This window comes from Ktedonobacteraceae bacterium, from assembly GCA_035653615.1.
GTDB lineage: Bacteria > Chloroflexota > Ktedonobacteria > Ktedonobacterales > Ktedonobacteraceae > DASRBN01.
In genome coordinates this window covers 140516-158470 of record DASRBN010000003.1, presented here as the reverse complement: position 1 = coordinate 158470, position 17955 = coordinate 140516, and the positions used below count along the sequence as shown (strand labels likewise).

General features: G+C 53.7%; 14 protein-coding genes. 7 read left to right on the top strand and 7 right to left on the bottom strand.

Going from position 1 to position 17955, the window contains the following annotated elements:
- Positions 1–4 precede the first annotated feature (4 nt).
- On the bottom strand, positions 5–1249 hold the full coding sequence (locus VFA09_02190) for a hypothetical protein (GenBank protein ID HZU66062.1): 1245 nt from the start codon (positions 1247–1249) through the stop codon (positions 5–7).
- Between the two features lie 299 nt (positions 1250–1548).
- On the opposite strand from VFA09_02190, the gene VFA09_02185 reads away from it, so the two are divergent.
- From VFA09_02185 to VFA09_02175, 3 genes are read left to right on the top strand one after another with little or no spacing between them, the layout of a single operon-like run.
- The gene (locus tag VFA09_02185; GenBank protein ID HZU66061.1) at positions 1549–2037 is read left to right on the top strand and encodes an FMN-binding protein; all 489 of its coding nucleotides are present in this window, start codon (positions 1549–1551) and stop codon (positions 2035–2037) included.
- A 3-nt stretch (positions 2038–2040) separates the two neighbouring features.
- Positions 2041–2805, top strand: coding sequence for an FAD:protein FMN transferase (locus tag VFA09_02180; GenBank protein HZU66060.1), 765 nt, complete (start codon positions 2041–2043; stop codon positions 2803–2805).
- Positions 2789–4309, top strand: coding sequence for an oxidoreductase (locus tag VFA09_02175; protein HZU66059.1), 1521 nt, complete (start codon positions 2789–2791; stop codon positions 4307–4309). Before VFA09_02180 ends, VFA09_02175 begins: the two co-directional genes overlap by 17 nt.
- 2 nt (positions 4310–4311) lie before the next feature.
- Here the strand turns inward: VFA09_02175 and VFA09_02170 are convergent, their stop codons facing one another.
- Positions 4312–6825, bottom strand: coding sequence for a hypothetical protein (locus VFA09_02170; GenBank protein HZU66058.1), 2514 nt, complete (start codon positions 6823–6825; stop codon positions 4312–4314).
- 271 nt (positions 6826–7096) lie between these two features.
- Between VFA09_02170 and VFA09_02165 the strand changes: the two genes are divergently transcribed.
- Entirely contained in the window at positions 7097–9754 is a 2658-nt protein-coding gene (locus tag VFA09_02165; protein HZU66057.1) for a DUF4012 domain-containing protein, read from the top strand.
- Between the two features lie 127 nt (positions 9755–9881).
- Complete coding sequence (locus VFA09_02160; protein ID HZU66056.1) at positions 9882–11048, top strand: cellulase family glycosylhydrolase; 1167 nt, start codon at positions 9882–9884, stop codon at positions 11046–11048.
- A 29-nt stretch (positions 11049–11077) separates the two neighbouring features.
- On the opposite strand, the gene VFA09_02155 is transcribed toward VFA09_02160, so the two are convergent.
- Positions 11078–11692 (bottom strand): retropepsin-like aspartic protease, encoded by a 615-nt coding sequence (locus VFA09_02155; protein HZU66055.1) that lies wholly within the window; start codon positions 11690–11692, stop codon positions 11078–11080.
- Between the two features lie 341 nt (positions 11693–12033).
- On the opposite strand from VFA09_02155, the gene VFA09_02150 reads away from it, so the two are divergent.
- Positions 12034–13917, top strand: a complete 1884-nt coding sequence (locus VFA09_02150; GenBank protein ID HZU66054.1) for an alpha-amylase family glycosyl hydrolase — start codon at positions 12034–12036, stop codon at positions 13915–13917.
- A gap of 64 nt (positions 13918–13981) precedes the next feature.
- Here VFA09_02150 and VFA09_02145 read toward each other — a convergent pair whose 3' ends face one another.
- From VFA09_02145 to VFA09_02130, 4 genes are all read right to left on the bottom strand, one after another.
- A complete protein-coding gene (locus tag VFA09_02145) occupies positions 13982–14629 on the bottom strand; it encodes a hypothetical protein (GenBank protein ID HZU66053.1) in 648 nt (215 codons plus the stop codon).
- A 162-nt stretch (positions 14630–14791) separates the two neighbouring features.
- Positions 14792–16015, bottom strand: coding sequence for a crosslink repair DNA glycosylase YcaQ family protein (locus VFA09_02140; GenBank protein HZU66052.1), 1224 nt, complete (start codon positions 16013–16015; stop codon positions 14792–14794).
- 105 nt (positions 16016–16120) lie between these two features.
- Complete coding sequence (locus VFA09_02135) at positions 16121–16618, bottom strand: ClbS/DfsB family four-helix bundle protein (protein HZU66051.1); 498 nt, start codon at positions 16616–16618, stop codon at positions 16121–16123.
- Positions 16619–16651: 33 nt separating this feature from the next.
- Entirely contained in the window at positions 16652–17191 is a 540-nt protein-coding gene (locus tag VFA09_02130; GenBank protein ID HZU66050.1) for a cysteine hydrolase family protein, read from the bottom strand.
- 306 nt (positions 17192–17497) lie between these two features.
- On the opposite strand from VFA09_02130, the gene VFA09_02125 reads away from it, so the two are divergent.
- A complete protein-coding gene (locus tag VFA09_02125; GenBank protein ID HZU66049.1) occupies positions 17498–17839 on the top strand; it encodes a hypothetical protein in 342 nt (113 codons plus the stop codon).
- The last annotated feature ends 116 nt before the right edge of the window (positions 17840–17955 follow it).

The window sequence follows — 17955 nt, the reverse complement described above, 5'->3', positions numbered from 1 at the left end:
TTTATTAAGGCAATCCGCCCACATTGACCTTAATCAAGCCGCTCGATGGATAGGTCCAGCCGAGGGCCTTATCGACGCCAGGACTCAGATCAATACTCGACTGGTTGGTAATGCCCTGATCATATGTCCCATCGCGCAACCAACCACCGTTGTTCGCATTATAGCCACTCGGCCCGCCTCCACAGGTGATCCCGTCATTATTGAGTGAAGCTACGACGGTCTCAGCACAGCCTTGAGGAAGCGCAGTCGGCCAGTTGGTGCCATCGGCGAAATTTCCTGTCGGCGAATAGCTGGGGGCCGAATAGAATGGCAGGCCGGCATGCATGTAGAGCAGGTAATAATACATCCTGCGGCGGTTCTTGCTATCGGGGCAGATGCCGTTGACGAGTGGATTGCTCGTGGCGTCTTTTGCGATCAGGTTTGAAGAGACGGGGCAGCCAGGCGGGGGCGTCGAGCTGACACCGTTCGGGTCCCACCAGTTGTCGTCTTCGTTCCACGGTCCTACATCGGTGATACGCACCTTGCCGATATGCTTTGAGCCGTCCGGCAGGGAAATATTGACCGACCACTTCGTTTTTGTGCCATTTGGCACGTAAAACGGCTGGTAAATCGATGGGATATTCGAGATTTCTCCCAGATTCGCGAACTTGATATAGGCATCGGGCATGGCCACGTACTGGCCGGTCTTCGCATTGATACTATCTAGCGACGATTGCCGTGTGAAAGAAGTCGCCCAGACGGTATAGCTCGTACTGCCTGCCGATTGCGCTTGACCATTTGCCGCCTGTAGAGCAACTTCCAGTTGCCGCAAGGTCTGTTGCGTTTGAGCGAGCAATAGAGGCTCCTGGCCGTGTGTCAGCGCAGAGAGTTGGCCCGCAAGCCTGGTGTATACCCGCGTGCTACCGGCCGGATTCGCTCGCGCGCCGATTCTTCCAAGAGATGCCGGGTCTGCCTGCATCAAATCCAGCCAGGAGCCGCGTACAGCCGCGCTGATGGCCGCGCAATTCTGAGCTGAGATGGTTTCGGAGCGGCAAATTTGTGATGCCTGCTGCTGGATCGTAGTCGTGCCACTGGCCCAGATGAAAATAAGATTTTGCATATCCTCCGCTTTAAGCGCGCGCACAGCCGGTTGTGTCGCAGCCACCGCGCCAGGAGCTACCCCGAACAATATGCCTGCGAATATGCTGAGTATGGCACCTAAAGAGATGGCATATTTGCCAGGACTGAAGTGTCCCCCATGTAAATGCATAACGTAAACTTCCTTTTCTACCGTTTTTATTTTCTTGCGCACTCATCGCACACTTTAATAGAACAATTGTAACATATTTCCGCTTTTTGGCCGGTAAAGTAGTACCTGGTAAGATCATTATAACCGGCATAGCCACAGGCGGCTTTACAATTTTTTTACATATTTCTGAAATCCATTTGATACACATCGCTTACACTATATTCATGTTTATGGATGGTGATGAAGGATGATCTTTTCATGTTACAATTGAGAATAATCAGGTTGGCAGCTAGTATGTGTCTGTGTGAGGGTGTATAGCGGTGAAAAAAATCATTGTTTCGGTCGTTATTATTGGAGTCTTTGTTGTATATTGTTTTCTCTATGGTCGCGCCGGTCTGATTGCGCAGGTGCCGACCTCTACTGTAGACTCTCGTCCTGCGAGTTCCGCCACGGCCCCCGCTTCAACCTCTACTCCTCCGGCAGGCGGGACAGGGGGAACCACTTCGACGCCGGCGCCAGGAGCGCTCTACAAAGACGGTTCCTACACGGGCAGCGTCGCCGATGCTCAGTGGGGCAATGTGCAGGTCAAAGCCGTCATTCAGAACGGCAAGATTACCGACGTGCAGTTCTTGCAGTATCCCAATGATCGCAGCCGCTCCGTCTACATCAATAGTATCGCCGACCCGGAACTGACGAGCGAGGCGATCCAGGCCCAGAGCGCCAATGTCGATATTATTACAGGCGCCACCGATACCAGCATGGCCTTCATTCAATCTCTCTCCGACGCGCTTGCGCAGGCGAAAGCATAAGCGATGAGACAACTGCAGCTACTCATGGGTATGCCCATCACAGTCGAGATTGATGATGCTCGCGTCACGCAAGCCGACATTGCCAGCGTGTTTGACTATTTTCGCGTCATCGATGCTACCTTCAGCACTTACAAGGAAAACAGCGAGATTTCTCAAATCAACCGCGGCGAGTTGCGCCCCGAAGAGTATAGCAATGATATGCGGACCATCCTGGCGTTAAGCGAGCAGACGCGGCAGGAAACCGGCGGCTACTTCGACATCCAGCATAACGGCATCCTCGATCCGTCCGGCATCGTCAAGGGCTGGGCCATCCTGCAAGCCGCGACGATGCTGAGAGAAGCAGCATTTCAGCATTTCTACATCGATGCCGGCGGCGATATGCAAGTGTCGGGCTACAAAGATGGGAAACCTGGGAGACTGTGGCGCATCGGCATCCGCAATCCGTTCAATCGCAACGAAATCGTCAAAGTGCTGGCGCTCACAAATAAGGGCATTGCCACGTCTGGCACGGCCATTCGCGGGCAGCACATTTACAATCCGCATCATCCAGGACAACAACTGCTGGACGTTGCCAGCCTGACGGTTATAGGCCCCAATGTCTATGAAGCCGACCGCTTTGCCACGGCTGCTTTCGCGATGGGAAAGAAGGGCATCTATTTTATCGAAGAGTTGCCAGGGTTTGAGGGATATATGATCGATGCCTCCGCACGCGCAACCTATACCACCGGTTTTGAAAGGTATGTACTGCAAGATGATAACACGCGTTGATGATCTGCTGGATCGCATCACTATGTACCGCCTGGTGCTATATGTGCTGATCGCCTACCTTGCTGTGGCGGAAGTACTTTCGTTTTTTCACCTGCTGCCCTTCTCGCCACTCGCGCTGCTGGTATCAACCGCCTTCCTCGTTCTGATGTGCTGGGCCACGAATACGATCCTGGCGCGCATCTTCGCCGTTCCAACCAACGTCGAATCGGCCTATATCACGGCCCTGATCCTGGCGCTGATCATTGACCCCATCTCGTCGGCGGGTGGCCTGGCCTTTCTCGGCTGGGCCGCCATCCTGGCCATGTCTTCCAAATATATTCTCTCTCTTCGCAACAAGCACATCTTTAACCCCGCCGCGATTGCGGTCGTGATTACCTCGTTTGCGCTGGGCGATTCCGCCAGCTGGTGGGTGGGAACCGCAAGTATGCTGCCCGTGGTATTGATTGGTGGAGCGCTGCTGGTGCGCAAGCTGCGCGCGGGCGAAATGGTCTTGTTCTTTATTGGCGCTTCCCTGCTCACCGTGTGTTTCGTCAGCATCACGCAGGGGCTTGCTTTGACCAAAGAACTGCCGCTGCTGCTGCTCGAATCGCCCCTCTTTTTCTTCGCGGCGATCATGCTGACGGAGCCGCTCACAGCGCCGCCGACACAATTGCTGAAAGATATCTATGCCGTTATCGTAGGTATCCTGTTCATACCGCAAATTCATATCGGGCCTGTCTATTCCACGCCCGAAGTGGCTCTGGTGATCGGCAACCTTTACTCCTACATCGTGAGTCCCAAGTTCAGGGTTTCGCTCAAGTTGCGCAAAAAAAGCAAGATCGCACCGGAAATCGTCGAATTCGTCTTCAAACCATCACAAAAACTGGCCTACCGGCCAGGGCAGTATATGGAGTTCACTCTTGGGCACCCAAAACCGGATAGCAGGGGCAACCGGCGTTATTTTACGCTTGCATCTTCTCCGACCGAGGAAAATCTGCGTCTGGGAGTGCGCTTCTACGAAAACAGCAGCACATTCAAGCAGGCCCTGTATCGCATCGATGCCCGCGCAACCATCCTGGCCGGACAGATTGCCGGGGATTTTACGCTGCCACCTGACCCAGAAGAAAAGCTCGCCTTCATCGCCGGTGGCATCGGCATTACGCCCTACCGCAGCATGTTGAAATACCTGCTCGACACCGGCCAGCGGCGCGATATCGTGCTGTTTTATGTCAGCCGCACGGCGGACGAGATCGCCTACAGGGACATTTTAAGCGAGGCACAGGCGAAACTCGGCATCAAGGTATTCTGCACGCTGACTAACATACAAGCGATCCCGCGCAACTGGACCGGCCTGACAGGGCGCTTGAACGAGCAGATGATTCTGAGAGCCGTTCCAGACTACGAGGAGCGCACATTTTACCTGTCCGGCCCTCCAGCAATGGTGCGAGCATATGAACACGTCCTCAGGAATATGCGTGTTGGGCGCGAACAGATAAAAAAGGATTTTTTTCCCGGGCTGGTGTAGTGTTATTGGTAACCTCTCAAAAGTTGGGGCAGAGCATCATATTTGCAATAAGCATACAGGACCCGGGCTTTTACGGATTTCTCAACCAGGGGAAACGTCTCCAGCACGTGACAAAATTCTTCCTCGCTCAGGCCATAGAGATGAGCAATAAGCCCATCCATTTCGGCCCGTAACGTTGCTCTTTCCTTCGCCTCAATAGCGACCAGCGCGGACGACCAGGTTGAACATGGCATGACTATTTCCCATAACGCGTCATATTCAGGCGTGATGCAGATGAGCCGCGCGGCACGCTCCACGATCATTCTGAACCTGGCATCCTCTCTCGGCAGACGAGGCACCGGCAACTGGTAGATGTAAAACATATTCAAATTGGCCGAGATTTTCTGCCCGGTGAAATAATCCGCGACAAAGCTGTTCAGGATGGCGACAAGATAGAGCAGTTCGCAATCGTCTATCAGCAATGATCCCGCGACATCGTCACCCTCGAAACGCTCCCGTAGGGGCCGATTCATCGCGCCCACCGCCGATTGATCGGCCTCCGTAGGTTGCCTATTGCCTGGATCAAGCCGTCGCGAAACGAACAACGAATTTCCCGCGAAGACATTCCGGGGCAAGATGGTGGCAATCAAAGCACGGCGGTCGGTTTTGCGCCCGATGCTACGATATGCCAGGCGGTAGTACTGGTAATCCAGCTGCTGGCCGCTATCGCTTTTGTGACCAGGCAGCGCGCGTCGTCCTTCTTGTTCAAGCACCCAATAACGAGGCCGCGCCAGCGAGGTCAGCGAACGGTATGTGGCGAACTGGTGAATCATTTTGCCCTCGTAGAGCGGCAGGCTGCCCGGTGCAGGTTCTGTGCGAAAGAGGGAACTATCGTTGGTCATATGCAATTCGTTCGCCAGCACCAGGTTCCATGTTTTCGCAAGTCTTTCACCCAGCAGTGGATACTCCAGCATCTTACGAGCGATCCGTCTATCCATGTCATGCTTGAACTCCATAATCGAAAGCGAGCCAGGCGCGAGGCGGCGAATAAGAGCGACGGGTATCTCCACTGCGCCATTCTCGGGAAATGATTGCAGTTCAGCAATATCCTGGCGCATAAAGGCTGCCGGAAACGCCTGTGTCTGCCCACCTTTTTCGAAGGTCAGCACAACGAACTTGTAGCTGCGATGCACCTGCGCGAAGATGGTCTTTGTATTCTCGAAACAGCACATGCCCGTGATTCGCGCCTGCTCAAACAGCATCTCGCGCAATTTCTTCGCTCCCAGGTCGGTATAGATGCCGCTTGGAATGACCAGGCCACAGAATCCTCCCTCGCGCAGTAGATTGTAGCATTGTTCGGTGAAGAGCTTATAGAGATTGATGTCGCTGCCGTGTTTTTTGCCGTTGATGATGGAAAGCTGGCACCTGTATTGCGCCGCCGAGCGAAAATAAGCGCTTTGATAGGCAAAACGGCTCGCGTAATCCAACCAGGCGGCGCGAATTTCCGGGTCCTGTAGCAGTCTGGCCTGTTCCAGCGCAAAGTCCTCGATGCGCATGCTATTTTTGCGTACCAGTTCAGAGTGGGTGGCAAGGAACTCTTTGGCCTGCGGCTTGTATATTTCCCAGGGTGGATTGGTAATGATGATATCGAATCCGCCACGTTCGCGCATGATCTGAGGAAATTCGTAGCTCCAATGGAAAGGCTGCAGCGCTTCAATATCCGCGATGGTTAGCGCTCGCGCTATGGGTTTTCCTGCCCGCTGCTCCTGAGCATTCCAGGTCGCTTGCTGATATGTAATACCCAATCCCTTGAACTCGGCGAGTAATAACCGGTTGAGACAGGCAGCATCGGCATCCCACGCATCCTTATCCGACTGCAGCAGGCCGATTAGCGCATTGCCGGTGCGAATATTGAAATGGAGTTCAGACCCCATCGCGGGCGACCGCAAGGGTTCCATCCCCTCATCCACACTGCTCCCGCCTTTACAGTGATAAACGAGGGCTTCATAGAGGCGCTGCCTGGTTGTTTCAACCGCTTCCTGCATGATATCTACGCCGAAGAGGTTTTCGCGGATGATCTTCTTTTTGATGAAATACGCCAGATTACCATGCTCCGCGCGCGCCTGTTCGAGCCAGTGCATCAGGTCTGGGTCGCGCAGGCTTGCAATCCTGCTCATTATGGCTTCGTATATGCCGGTCAGTGTTTCCAGCGCCGCGACGAGAAACGCGCCATCGCCGCAAGCAGGGTCAAGAATGGAGATGGTGGGTAGGATAGCGAGCAATTTCCGGCAAAGATCAGCTTCGAGGTTTGCCAGCAACTCTTCCATTGAAGAGAAAGGCGGATTCTTCCCCTTCGCTGCACTCAGAGCTTCGGTTTCTTCCGCGTTCGCTCTGCCCAGGGCTAAAGACTCAGCAATGACTTGAGGCTTGATTTTTTGCAGGATACAGCTATGAATGGTCCGCTTGCTCAAGTAGGTAGTGATTTCGGGGCGCGTATAGTAGGCTCCCAGGCTTTTTTGTTGGAAATTTTTTCGCAAGCAGGCTACTCCATCAATGTTCGCATCGCGTGTCGTCCGCTTAACGGAAGTATATCACAGGCGGCTTATACAAAAGAGACGATATATCTCACAGCGGCGTTATACTACTAGATGTAAGGGAATCATACAGCCTCTTCAAGGGCCTGATCCAGTGCTGGACGGGAATCATATGTCACAGGTGTATCAGGTCTGGTTGCTGCAACGTATTACCTGTAGGGTATTGAAATAGCGCATCGCCACGGGTCTATCCTGGGGGCCTGGAAATTATCTCATGTCAGTCACACCTGCCGGCCACCATACCGCCAACACGGAGTTTTTCGCCTTATTAAGCAGGCATCCAGAGTTGGAACAATGGCTCATCACGCATAGCCAGCAGGAGCCAGCTGTAGATACGGAAGATCTTCACGGCCTCTTTTTGCAGGAATGCTCGCGTAGTGGTATTTCAGAGCATGAGTACCCATTCGCGGTTGATGACCGTGGCAAGTCCGATCTGCTGGACTTTTACGAGCAATTACCACAACGCCCCATGCAGTTATCCCCCGATATGTTAGCAGAGGATACCATGGCGACTGTAATGACGCACCCTGGCGAGACTGGCCCAATAGAAACCCCGCCAGAAAAGAAGACCAGGCCCTTGCCCCTTTTAGAGCCTGGTGCCATCGAGGCCGATGAATCGGCGGTGAGTACGGTAAACCGGCCCCTACGGGAAGATACGGCCGGTGATTTAACGGCCTCACCTGGAGCACAGGATAATCGGCCCGTAGATCGCTCGTCAAAAAAGCGCCGTATCCCCCACATGGTACTGCTCGCTATCATCCTGCTGGGTATTTTTGTTCCCATTGGTTTTGCCGCCGGTGTGGGCATCGACGCCTACCGAACCTACAGTGATCTGCGCAACGAGGCACACGATGGCGTTCAGCACCTGCTCAACGTCAAAACCATCTTTACCGGCGCCAAAACCCATCCCGGTGGTCTTTTTGATACCAACAGGCTGCATAGCGCGCAAAAGGAACTGCACGCCGCCAACAGCGATTTCCAGCAGCTCCAGCAGACGCTGGATCATTCTTCGCTCATCCACAACGTTGCTACCTTTCTGCCGCAGTATCTCCCTCAAATCAGATCGGCACGCGCCGCCAGCCAGATCGGTATCGACGCCTGCGCTATCGGGCAAGAGGTAATCAATACAGCGCTGATCCTTGCGCCTTCATTGCATGGCTCGCTGCTGACAAGCACCGGCAAACCGCTGGTGACACAGAATACCTTGAATCTGCTTGGCACAACGATTGATGAAGTGTTACCCGAGCTACGCGATATTATGGCGCAATCGCAGCAGATCACGCTCAGCGCTTTGCCTGTCAGCGCGCAGGAACGCGACGAATTCGCGCAGTTGCTACAAGCTTTGCCGCAGGTAACGACTGATTTGACGCAGGCACATGATCTGCTCGGCGCGGCAGGCTGGATTCTTGGCGTCGACCAGCCGCGTACTTTTCTGGTGCAGACAATGGATCGCGCCGAATTACGACCAACGGGCGGATTTACGGGTCAGTATGGCGAACTGACCATCAGCGGCGGGCGAGTCGCGCCGTTCGCGCTCAAAGATATTTCGTTGATCGAGTATGCCGATAACAGCCCCACGCTGGGCAACCTGGCGCCATCGCAGTACCGCTCCTGGTGGCCTTTCGCAAACTGGGGGTTGCGCGACTCGAATCTCTCCGCCGACTTTCCAACCTCGGCGCAAATCGCCATTACCCAATACCGGCAGGAAACCGGTCACGTCGTCGATGGAGATATCCTGTTCACCCCCATGCTGATTGAACACATCCTCACTATCATCGGCCCTATTCCAGTTTCTGCCTACAACGAGGTCATTACAGCGCAAAACCTTGAAAATCGCCTGCATTATTATCAGCAGGACAATGCAGGCATCGCTAAACAGGCCGTAGTACAGCCAGATAATAAAGTTACCTCAAACCGCAAGCGCTTCACTTCGCTGCTGGCTCAACTGCTGGTACAGAAAATTCGCCAGGCGCCCCCTGATGAACTACTCGCTATTGCACGCGAAGCGCTGTATGACCTGAAAACGCGCGACCTGCAGGTATACTTTACCAACCCGCAGATCGAGGGATTATTGATGCAGTACGGCGATGCCGGGCAAATGGATCGCTCAACCACACATGATGGACTCTACATTGTGCAGGCCAACGTCAGCGCCAGCAAGGCCTCTCAGTATGTGCAGACCAGCCTGAATGATACGGTTACGCTCAATGCCGAGGGTGGAGCTACTCATGTGCTGCGAATGCGGCTCATGTATACCCAGATTGGGCCGGTCTACGGCTATGATACCTATCGTGATTACGTGCGTATCTATGTGCCGCCAACCAGCAAATTCTTATGGGGTGATGGTTTCGATACCGGTACACCTCTCTGTGGTGGCCCCTACGCGCCATGCCCTGCCAGCGGCGTCTACCGTGGAAATGAACTCGTCTGTCCCAGCGGCCAGTACGAGCCGGGAGCAGCCGCCCCGTCCAACATCGACCCGAGTGGTGGAGACTTCCTGCCACTTGACACCATAGGACCACCAACCACCCTCACCAGCGACGAGCCAGGCCGCGCCATGTTCGGCGGCTACGTCGTCGTCCCTAAAAACTGCGCCATGACTATCACCGTATCCTGGTACGTCCCCCCCATGGGCAACCATCCCTATGCTTTACTCGTGCAGCGTCAGGCTGGTACTTTTCCCGCATTGAACCTCACAATTTTGCCAACTCCCGCCAACTGTACTATACTCGGAACATCAGGCCTGTATTTCAATGGCATCCTGAGTGATGACAGGTCTTTTACAGTGCCGCAGAACAGAGCAACCGCAAAAGACGGGCGACCACAAAAGGCTCAGGACGCTACAGGCTGCTATCCCCAAAACGGGATATAGTTCGAAGGGCGGCCACAAGGGTATGTCCCTATGCCGAACCGGTTTATGGAATTGGAAGTAAAAGGCTGCGATCATGAGATTCTTCGCTTCGCTCAGAATGACATGATGGCGCTCAGGGGTGATTGTAATGAATGACTTTCCCGGAAATCCACATAGAAATCGCAATCTGATCATCTTTTTCGCATTGCTTGCTTTAGCCGTCCTTGTCGTCACCTTTTCCTTATCGTACATATTTCTGAGCAGGTCCAACTCGTCACCGGTGGGTTCGACCACTCCTACACCTGGCACGGGTTCGGCCACGTGCAATGGCCAGGGCGTGACAAAAAATCCCGATGGCTCCTATACCTTTTCCTGGCTGCACGTCAATGCTGCCGGCCAGATCGTCGATTCGCATAATTGCCTGGTTCACCTGCTGGGCATGAATATGGGCGGTCTGTTCCTCAGTTCAGCCGGGCATCAACCATTATCCTCTATCAGCTGGTATAAGCAGCATATACCCATGAATGTAGTACGCGAAGCGATTAACACCTACTGGTGGGATACCAACGTCTACGTCCCCAACGCACATATGCACTTCCAGCAGTGGCTCGAAACGGTGATCAACTGGCAAAAGCAGAACGGCAACTACGTGATTATCGACGCCGCCACCGAATTTCATAACCCGCCCTGCGGCACAGGAGTCACTGTTCCCTGCCCCTCACAGAACCAGGCCAACAAGAATACTCCGCCCAATCCAGAAGAGCAATCGACCTACCAGCCCACGCCATTACAGGCCCTCACCGACCTGGCCAAAATGTACAGTAATGACCCACAGATCATCTTTGACGTGTGGAACGAACCCTCGCCCAAAGAAGTCAGTGGTATCAGCACGCAGACCTACTTCCAGTACATGAATCAGCGCATCGACACGGTGCGGCAATACGCGCCTAATTCCATCGTCATGGTCTACGAAAACGGCCTGCAGCAGATCATGTCCGGTCAATATCCCATGTACACGCAAAAAAATCTCATGTTTGATACGCATATTTACGCGGCGCACTGGACCCCGAGCAATACCACCTCTCTCGTCTCCTTCGTCCACACTCATGGTGACGCCTTTATCGTCGGCGAATGGGGTGGCAAACCCGGCAAACCTGATCCCAGCGTAATGATCCCATTCTTGCAACAAAACGACGTCGAAGCCTGTTACTTTGGCGCAAACGACCTCGTCCCAGGTGGCGGAGCAGCTCCCACCCAGCTTAACAGCATCGGCCAGGCTGTCGCCAGCGGCTATGGCTCGATCCTGGGTTCGTAGCTATCCGCGATTGCTCCAGGAGCAACAGATCATGCCGGACTGCGGCGCCACCTATCAATGGATGCCGCTGCCAGCCTCACTACGCGAATTTGCCCGCTAGAAACGGCTGGGATGCTATCAGAAGATGTGGCTATCTGCTTATAGACTGTGAGCGTGCCACCGCTATAGTCGAGGGTAAACTTGCCAAAGCGGCTCCATATATCAGAGCCAAGCAGCCCGACAAAACCGCTTCCACGCTCATGAGGAATGGAGGCCGACACAATGACTGCTGATGGCAAATGGATAGAACCGGTACTCCAATTGGATATGGACACCGGCGTCGCCTGCTGCACGCCGCCAATCCCGCTGATTGACTGGCTGGAACCTGCTGCTTGCAGCCCAAACCGTCTGACAAGCGAAGGAGCAATTAAAGAGATGCTGGCGCCGGTATCAAGCGCGAACGTAAACGGCCCGTGACCATGTATCATGACGGGCAGCAGTACAACCGTCGCATTATCCTGGCCTTTCACCACCTTCACATTTACCGTATAGGTCTGGCTGCTCGAAGTGGTCGTAGGCCCGCTACATGCCGCCAGGAATAGCGCGATGACCACCACACAGCACAACGCATAGGATATTCTCAAGCTATTTTTGCTCTCATTCATCGTTTACCTCACCGGTTAAAAGCTCTTCCGGGATGCCCTGATTGCTTCCTCAATTGAGACATCGGCCTTCCGGTCTCCTGATGCTCCTAAAGTAGAATACGATAGAAGCGCTATTAAGGCGTCATGGGCAGGATTCGAAAACTCAAAACCGAGGAACCAGGCAGCGATTGTATGTATGCTATAATGCCAGCGGCATGAGCAAGTGCGGGTAGAGATTCTTCGCTTCGCTCAGAATGACATGCCCCGCACCATGTCATTCTGAGCGCAAGAAGCCGAAGCCCTGAGCAACGAAGGGGAAGGAGCTCGGCTCACATACAGGAAGAAAGCGAGAAAGAAAAACCATGCTAGCAAGCGTATGGCATCCAGATATTCAGAGCGCCATGGAGAGCGCGCGAACGCGAACTCGCAGGCAAATTATGCTGGATAGGCGCAGCATCGAAATTGCACCGGCGTTTCCTTCGCCCCAGGACTGGCGTGACTCCTGGATTTATTTTCTCATGCTCGACCGCTTCAACAATCCCACCGCCCCGCCGCGCCAGATGCCCTATGATAGTATCTACGGACAATTCCAGGGCGGCACCTTCAATGGCGTGCGAGAGCAGCTTCCCTATTTGAAGAACCTGGGCGTGGGAGCGATCTGGCTCTCCCCGGTTCTCAAAAACTGCCAGTACTCGCAGGGCAGCTATCACGGCTACGGGATCCAGGATTTTCTGCGCATCGAGCCACGCTTCGCCTCAAGCCCCGATGTGGCCGAGCAGGAACTGCGGGCGCTGGTTGACGCGGCCCATGCCCTGAATATTTATGTCATCTTCGATATTGTACTCAATCATAGCGGTGATGTGTTTGCTTACCAGTGTCGTCCCGGCGATGCCACGTGTTCCTCGTCTGAAGGGTCGGAGGCCGAATATAGCGCGACAACCTACCCCATTCTGTGGCGTGACGAACATGGCAATCCTCGCCAGGACTGGCCTGTTGCTGAAGAAATCCAGAATCCATCTCTCGATGCAGCCGTCTGGCCGGCAGAACTGCGCTTCAATGCCTATTTCCGGCGGCAGGGCCTGCCCGACCCGAATGGGGATCAAACCATCGGCGACTTCGCCTCTCTTAAACAAATGCTGACCGGCGATCCCAATCTACAGGTTGCCTTGATCCGCGCTTACCAGTACCTGATCGCGCGCTTCGACATCGATGGATTCCGCATTGATACCTTAAAGTACATTGACCGCAGCTTTGCCCGCCTCTTTGGAGACGAAATGCGCGAATTCGCGCTCAGCATCGGCAAGAAAAACTTCTTCACCTTTGGCGAAGTCTATGACAGCGAGGACAAAATCGCCGCTTTCATTGGCCGCAATACGATGGACACGGAGGCAGGCGATTTAATCGGCGTGGATGCGGCCCTTGATTATCCGCTTTTCTACAAACTTCCTGGGGTCTGCAAGGGCGAACTGGCTCCGAGCGAAGTTGTGGGCATGTACGAGTATCGCAGGCAGGCGGAGCATAACATTCTGAGTACGCATGGCGATGCGAGCAACTTTTTCGTAACGTTTCTGGATAATCACGATCAGACGCATCGTTTCTACTACTGTCCCGCCGGCAACCCGGATCAATACGACGACCAGGTCACACTGGCACTGGCCTGCTTATTTTCCTTGCAGGGCATTCCCTGCGTCTATTATGGTACCGAGCAAGGCCTGCATGGTAGCGGCAACGCGCCGGAGGCAGTCCGCGAGGCGCTATGGGGCAAACCGGATGCCTTCGATACCGGTTCAAAGTTTTACGCAGCCATCAAGGAAATCGCGAGCGTGCGGGCAGGCCAGCCTGCTTTACGCTATGGGCGGCAGTACTTCCGGCCCCTTTCCGGCGATCACACGGTTTTCAGTATCTCCACCCTGGCACCCGGCGTGCTGGCATTCTCTCGCCTCTTGAGCGATCAGGAAGTGATTATCGTCGCCAACACCAGTACGCAGGATACCATCTCGCTTGCCATCATTGTCGACGGCACTATCAACACTATAGGCGCGCCTTACCAGGTGCTGTATAGCAACAAATCCAACTATACGCCTCCCGGCCCCGTGACACAAAGCAGCGAGGAAGTGGTTGTTTACGAGGTCGATGGCACAGTTGGGCAAGGGCCGGTAAAGTTCATCACTGTTACGCTGCAGCCGATGGAGGTGCAGATTCTGGGGCAAAGCACGACCGCGGGCCTCACGCCACTTCACCTGTAGCGCGCCACCTGCCGGTTCGAAGATCTCATTGGTATGGCTGCAGGACAGGTACCAGGCGCTATCCCTACAGGCCGCCATATCGCCTGACCAGTTCCTTCCTCGACATCCATACCTCCTGTGGATATGTTCCGTAGGTTGTCCCGCGCAGGAGCCTGCCAAGTCCGCTCTCGTTGTAGAGGACCAGCAAACCTGTCATAAAGAAGCGGTCTAGCCAGGCGAGCAGATTTCTGGGACGTTCGCGCACCGTAAAGCCCAGTCGCGGTGCTACACGGCTCAGCAGGGTGATTCCCAAAAAAGCACGCAGTGCAGGGGGAAAATCGGGTTCTTGCGTCCAGGCTGCCAGCGCCTGTAAATCTTGCTCCACCATGCGCAGGATATCCCAGGGACCGGCATGCCGCGCTTTCTGGAGCAGCATGCGATTGCGAAAGTGTAATTCGCCAATCACGTCTCCCTTTTGCACATGCACTCCATCCGGCAGATCTATCGGGCGACCATGATAACGGGTGATATGCAGTTGAAACAGGCCATGAGGCGAGCCAGGCACCGGTTTCACATGCCATATGAAGAGGGTAAAACGCTCCCAGAGAGGCCAGAAACGCAGAAAACCGCGCGCTTTGCCTGCTCGTGTCTGGAATGCCAATCTCCACCAGAAGCCCGGTTTGCGACGAGATGCGCGCGGTTTGCGACGAATAGAAGTTCCTTCTTCCCCCACATGTTGCTGAGGTTCCTTTACATCCATAGAGTTGCCCTGAGTTCTTCCCACTAAGAGGCTGTTAAAGCAAGTAACCAAATGATACAACATGCTTCTGGAAAGTGGAAAGACGACGCAGGAATAGCATGTCAATAACAGGCAAGGGAATGTGTGGGCTTCACTTCAAGCCATAGGGCCACTCAAAATAGCCTCCTTAACCACCCTATCAACATCTTCTCCCATACTTACTCCATCAGCACGCAGATAGCGCAAGAAACGCTCGATAGCAACGCGCAGCGCATCCAGCAGGTAGGCATCTAATTGCACATCCGGTTCCCACCACCAGCGCGAAATTGTCCAGATGCCCTTTTCCAGGCGCGAATCGACACGCGCGATAAAGCGGTCACCGTAGAAGACGGGCAGCACATAATAGCCCCATTTGCGCACGTTCTCAGGCTTGTACACTTCCCAGACATAATCGAAATCAAAGATCTGGCGAACGGCCTTGCGGTCCCACAGCAGGCTATCGAGCGGCCCCAAAAAGATGACGCGAGGCTCCGGCAGAGGAGCATCCAGCAACTCCAGCAAACGGGTTGGCATGTAATAGGGCCACTTCTTTTCTCCCACCAGTACAGGTGTAAGCACGCCGGATTCTACCAGTTGCAGCCGCGCCCGGTTACCATCCGCGCTGCTGCCATATGAACCCCTGATAGATGGGTCGGCTACCTCGTGCAACAGGCCTGCCGAGTAATGGCGCTGCTCCACAATCCAGCGATGGTAGGCTTCAACATCCAATAACGGCGCGGCGCGAAAATGCTCCGGCGGGATAACGCGCTCTGGCCGGTCATAGTAATGGCGCCCGGCCTGACGGTGATGCGTGACCAGCAGACCGGACACCCACATCGCGCGAATGGCACGTTTCGTCCTGGTCAGCCCCGACCACGAGCCGGCAGGCGCGATACGCACGCGGTCCTCGAATTCCAATGAAGAAAGCGGCCCCTGAGCGTCAATCGCGGCCAGGATGGAGGCCGCGACCTCGGTATCCTTCTCCAGGATTTCATCATCGTGATATGGGCGATACCTCTCGCGTATCAAAGCCCGCTTTGGCCAATCGCTCACCGGTACGAGACAGGCCATCTTGTCCCAGGCATCATAGACAAGGCGATCACTATATGCCGCCTTCTGCCAATCATCGACCTGGTAGCCAGGAACACGCGCCTGAAAAACCAGATCGGGATTGCGCCCAACGGGATTGAGCGGGTCGTACTGCACTGTGCGTAACCGGTCAATTACCCCCGCGATATCCGTGGGCCGGAAATGATATGTAGCCAGAAAACGGCGCGCCTGTTCGCGAGAGATATGTATTGTACTCGTTAACTCTCCTGAGCGAGAAAGTAATTTCACCATGATTTTCCTGACATTTATTAGATGCTTCTGAGATGCTTCGCTGCACTCAGCATGACATGCCCCGGGGTATGTCATGCTGAGCGCAGCGAAGCATCTCTTTAAATCTTACCTGGCCTTGCTCAACCACTCCTGTATTGATTGCAGGTGTTCCTGGTAATGCTCATAGGTATTGCCGGCAACCAGTTCCCACAGCGCATTGCCTTTCATCCAGGCGAATCGCTGCGGGTCAAACAGGTCTTCGTCGCTTAATGCCTGAACCGCTTCTACAACCTGCCGGTACGTGGCACGAAAATCGGCCTGCACATCATCCAATGAACGTATTTTATTTTGTTCGTAGAAACGCGCATTCATGGTATCCGTGTCCCCACCGCCAGTAAACCCTTTATCCGCAGGTTCTTCGTTGCGCATGGCGGCTTGCAGGTGAATAAGCAGGTAACGATGCCAGGCAGCAAGGTGCGCGAGAATATCTTTAATCGACCAGTCACCGGTTACGACGGGCGTTGTCATTTGCTCCTGCTTTAGTGATGCCAGGGCTGTTTCCAGAGTCGCGTAATTGCTGTTGATTTCGTCGAGCAACCTGGCTTTGTTCATTGTTGTCGCCATCTGCATTTCTCCTTTCACACCGAAGATAGAACATCAAAATACTATCTCATCTGCCGGCTTGACTCTGATGCGGTGCCCACCTGTGCCGAAGCCGTCCAGAATCTGGTTATGGTAGTCTATTCTCTGGGCAGCTGTAAGCACCGCTCCATCATAATCCTCTGTAGTATGGGCATCTTTGACCAGTGTCACATCGTATCCCATGATAGTTGCGCGCCGGACGGTCGTATCGACACAATATTCTGTCTGCCCGCCGACAACGATAAGGTGTTTGATGCCGCGCGCTTCCAGTTCTTGCTGCAAGGTGGTGTCATAGAACGAATCCGATGCGCGTTTATGCACAACCGGCTCGCCTTCCTGAGGTGCAATGGCTGGATGAATCTCCCAGGCCGGTGTATTCACTTCGAGCGGATATCCCTCCGGCTCATCATGTTGCACGTAGATCACCGGCATGCCGCTGGCCCTCGCCCCGGCAAGCAATGTCACGATATTATCCAGCACTTCCTGACCTCGGTATCCTGGTTCAATAATCCCTACTTGCGTATCGATGATGACTAATGCCGTATCTTCTCTCATTCGTATGCTCCTCAAATATCTTCTTCTGCTGACCATATCCATTGGACTCGCTATCTTGAGTCTAACATAGAAAGAGGTTATAATCGGCCCTGATTTCCTGGAAATTATTGGTCTTAATAAACAGGCTTGTAGATGAGCTATATAGCAGTTATAATTAGAGGGCAAAAGGTAATTCATTGAGATGCTAATGAGCTTTCTGCAAGCTGATTTGCTCTATACTTAGCAATAATTTGCCTTCGTGCAAAAAAGCATGTATATTTAGGATGGGGATAGGGATTCGTGGGTCTTATCATCAGGGAGTAGCACATGAATGAGCAGAAAATTGGCGAAACTATAGACCAGATGCCCAAGCCAATCAAATGGGTAGTTCCTGATTCTATCAGAACGGATCATGCGACCCATCTTGTTGTCCAACAACAAGGTTCTGAATTTACATTAATGTTTTTTGAAATACAACAACCATTATTAACAGGTACGCCAGACGAACAAATCTCACAATATAAAGCTGCCTCCCAGATAGCTTCTATTGTTGAGCCTTTTGCAACAGCCCAAAGATACGAGGAACATATGCCCGCAAAATCTTCGAGGGAAGTGATCATCAATGTAACTCATGGCGGAAAACCAAAACCTAAAGCTCATCTAGACTAGTTTGCTCCTGATAGTATGAGGATGAACGGGGGATTCAGGTCGATAAAACAAATAGCAAAATCAAGCGGTAAAAGATTGCGCTTGCTCTCTCCTTACAAGGAAAAGTTGGCACAGTC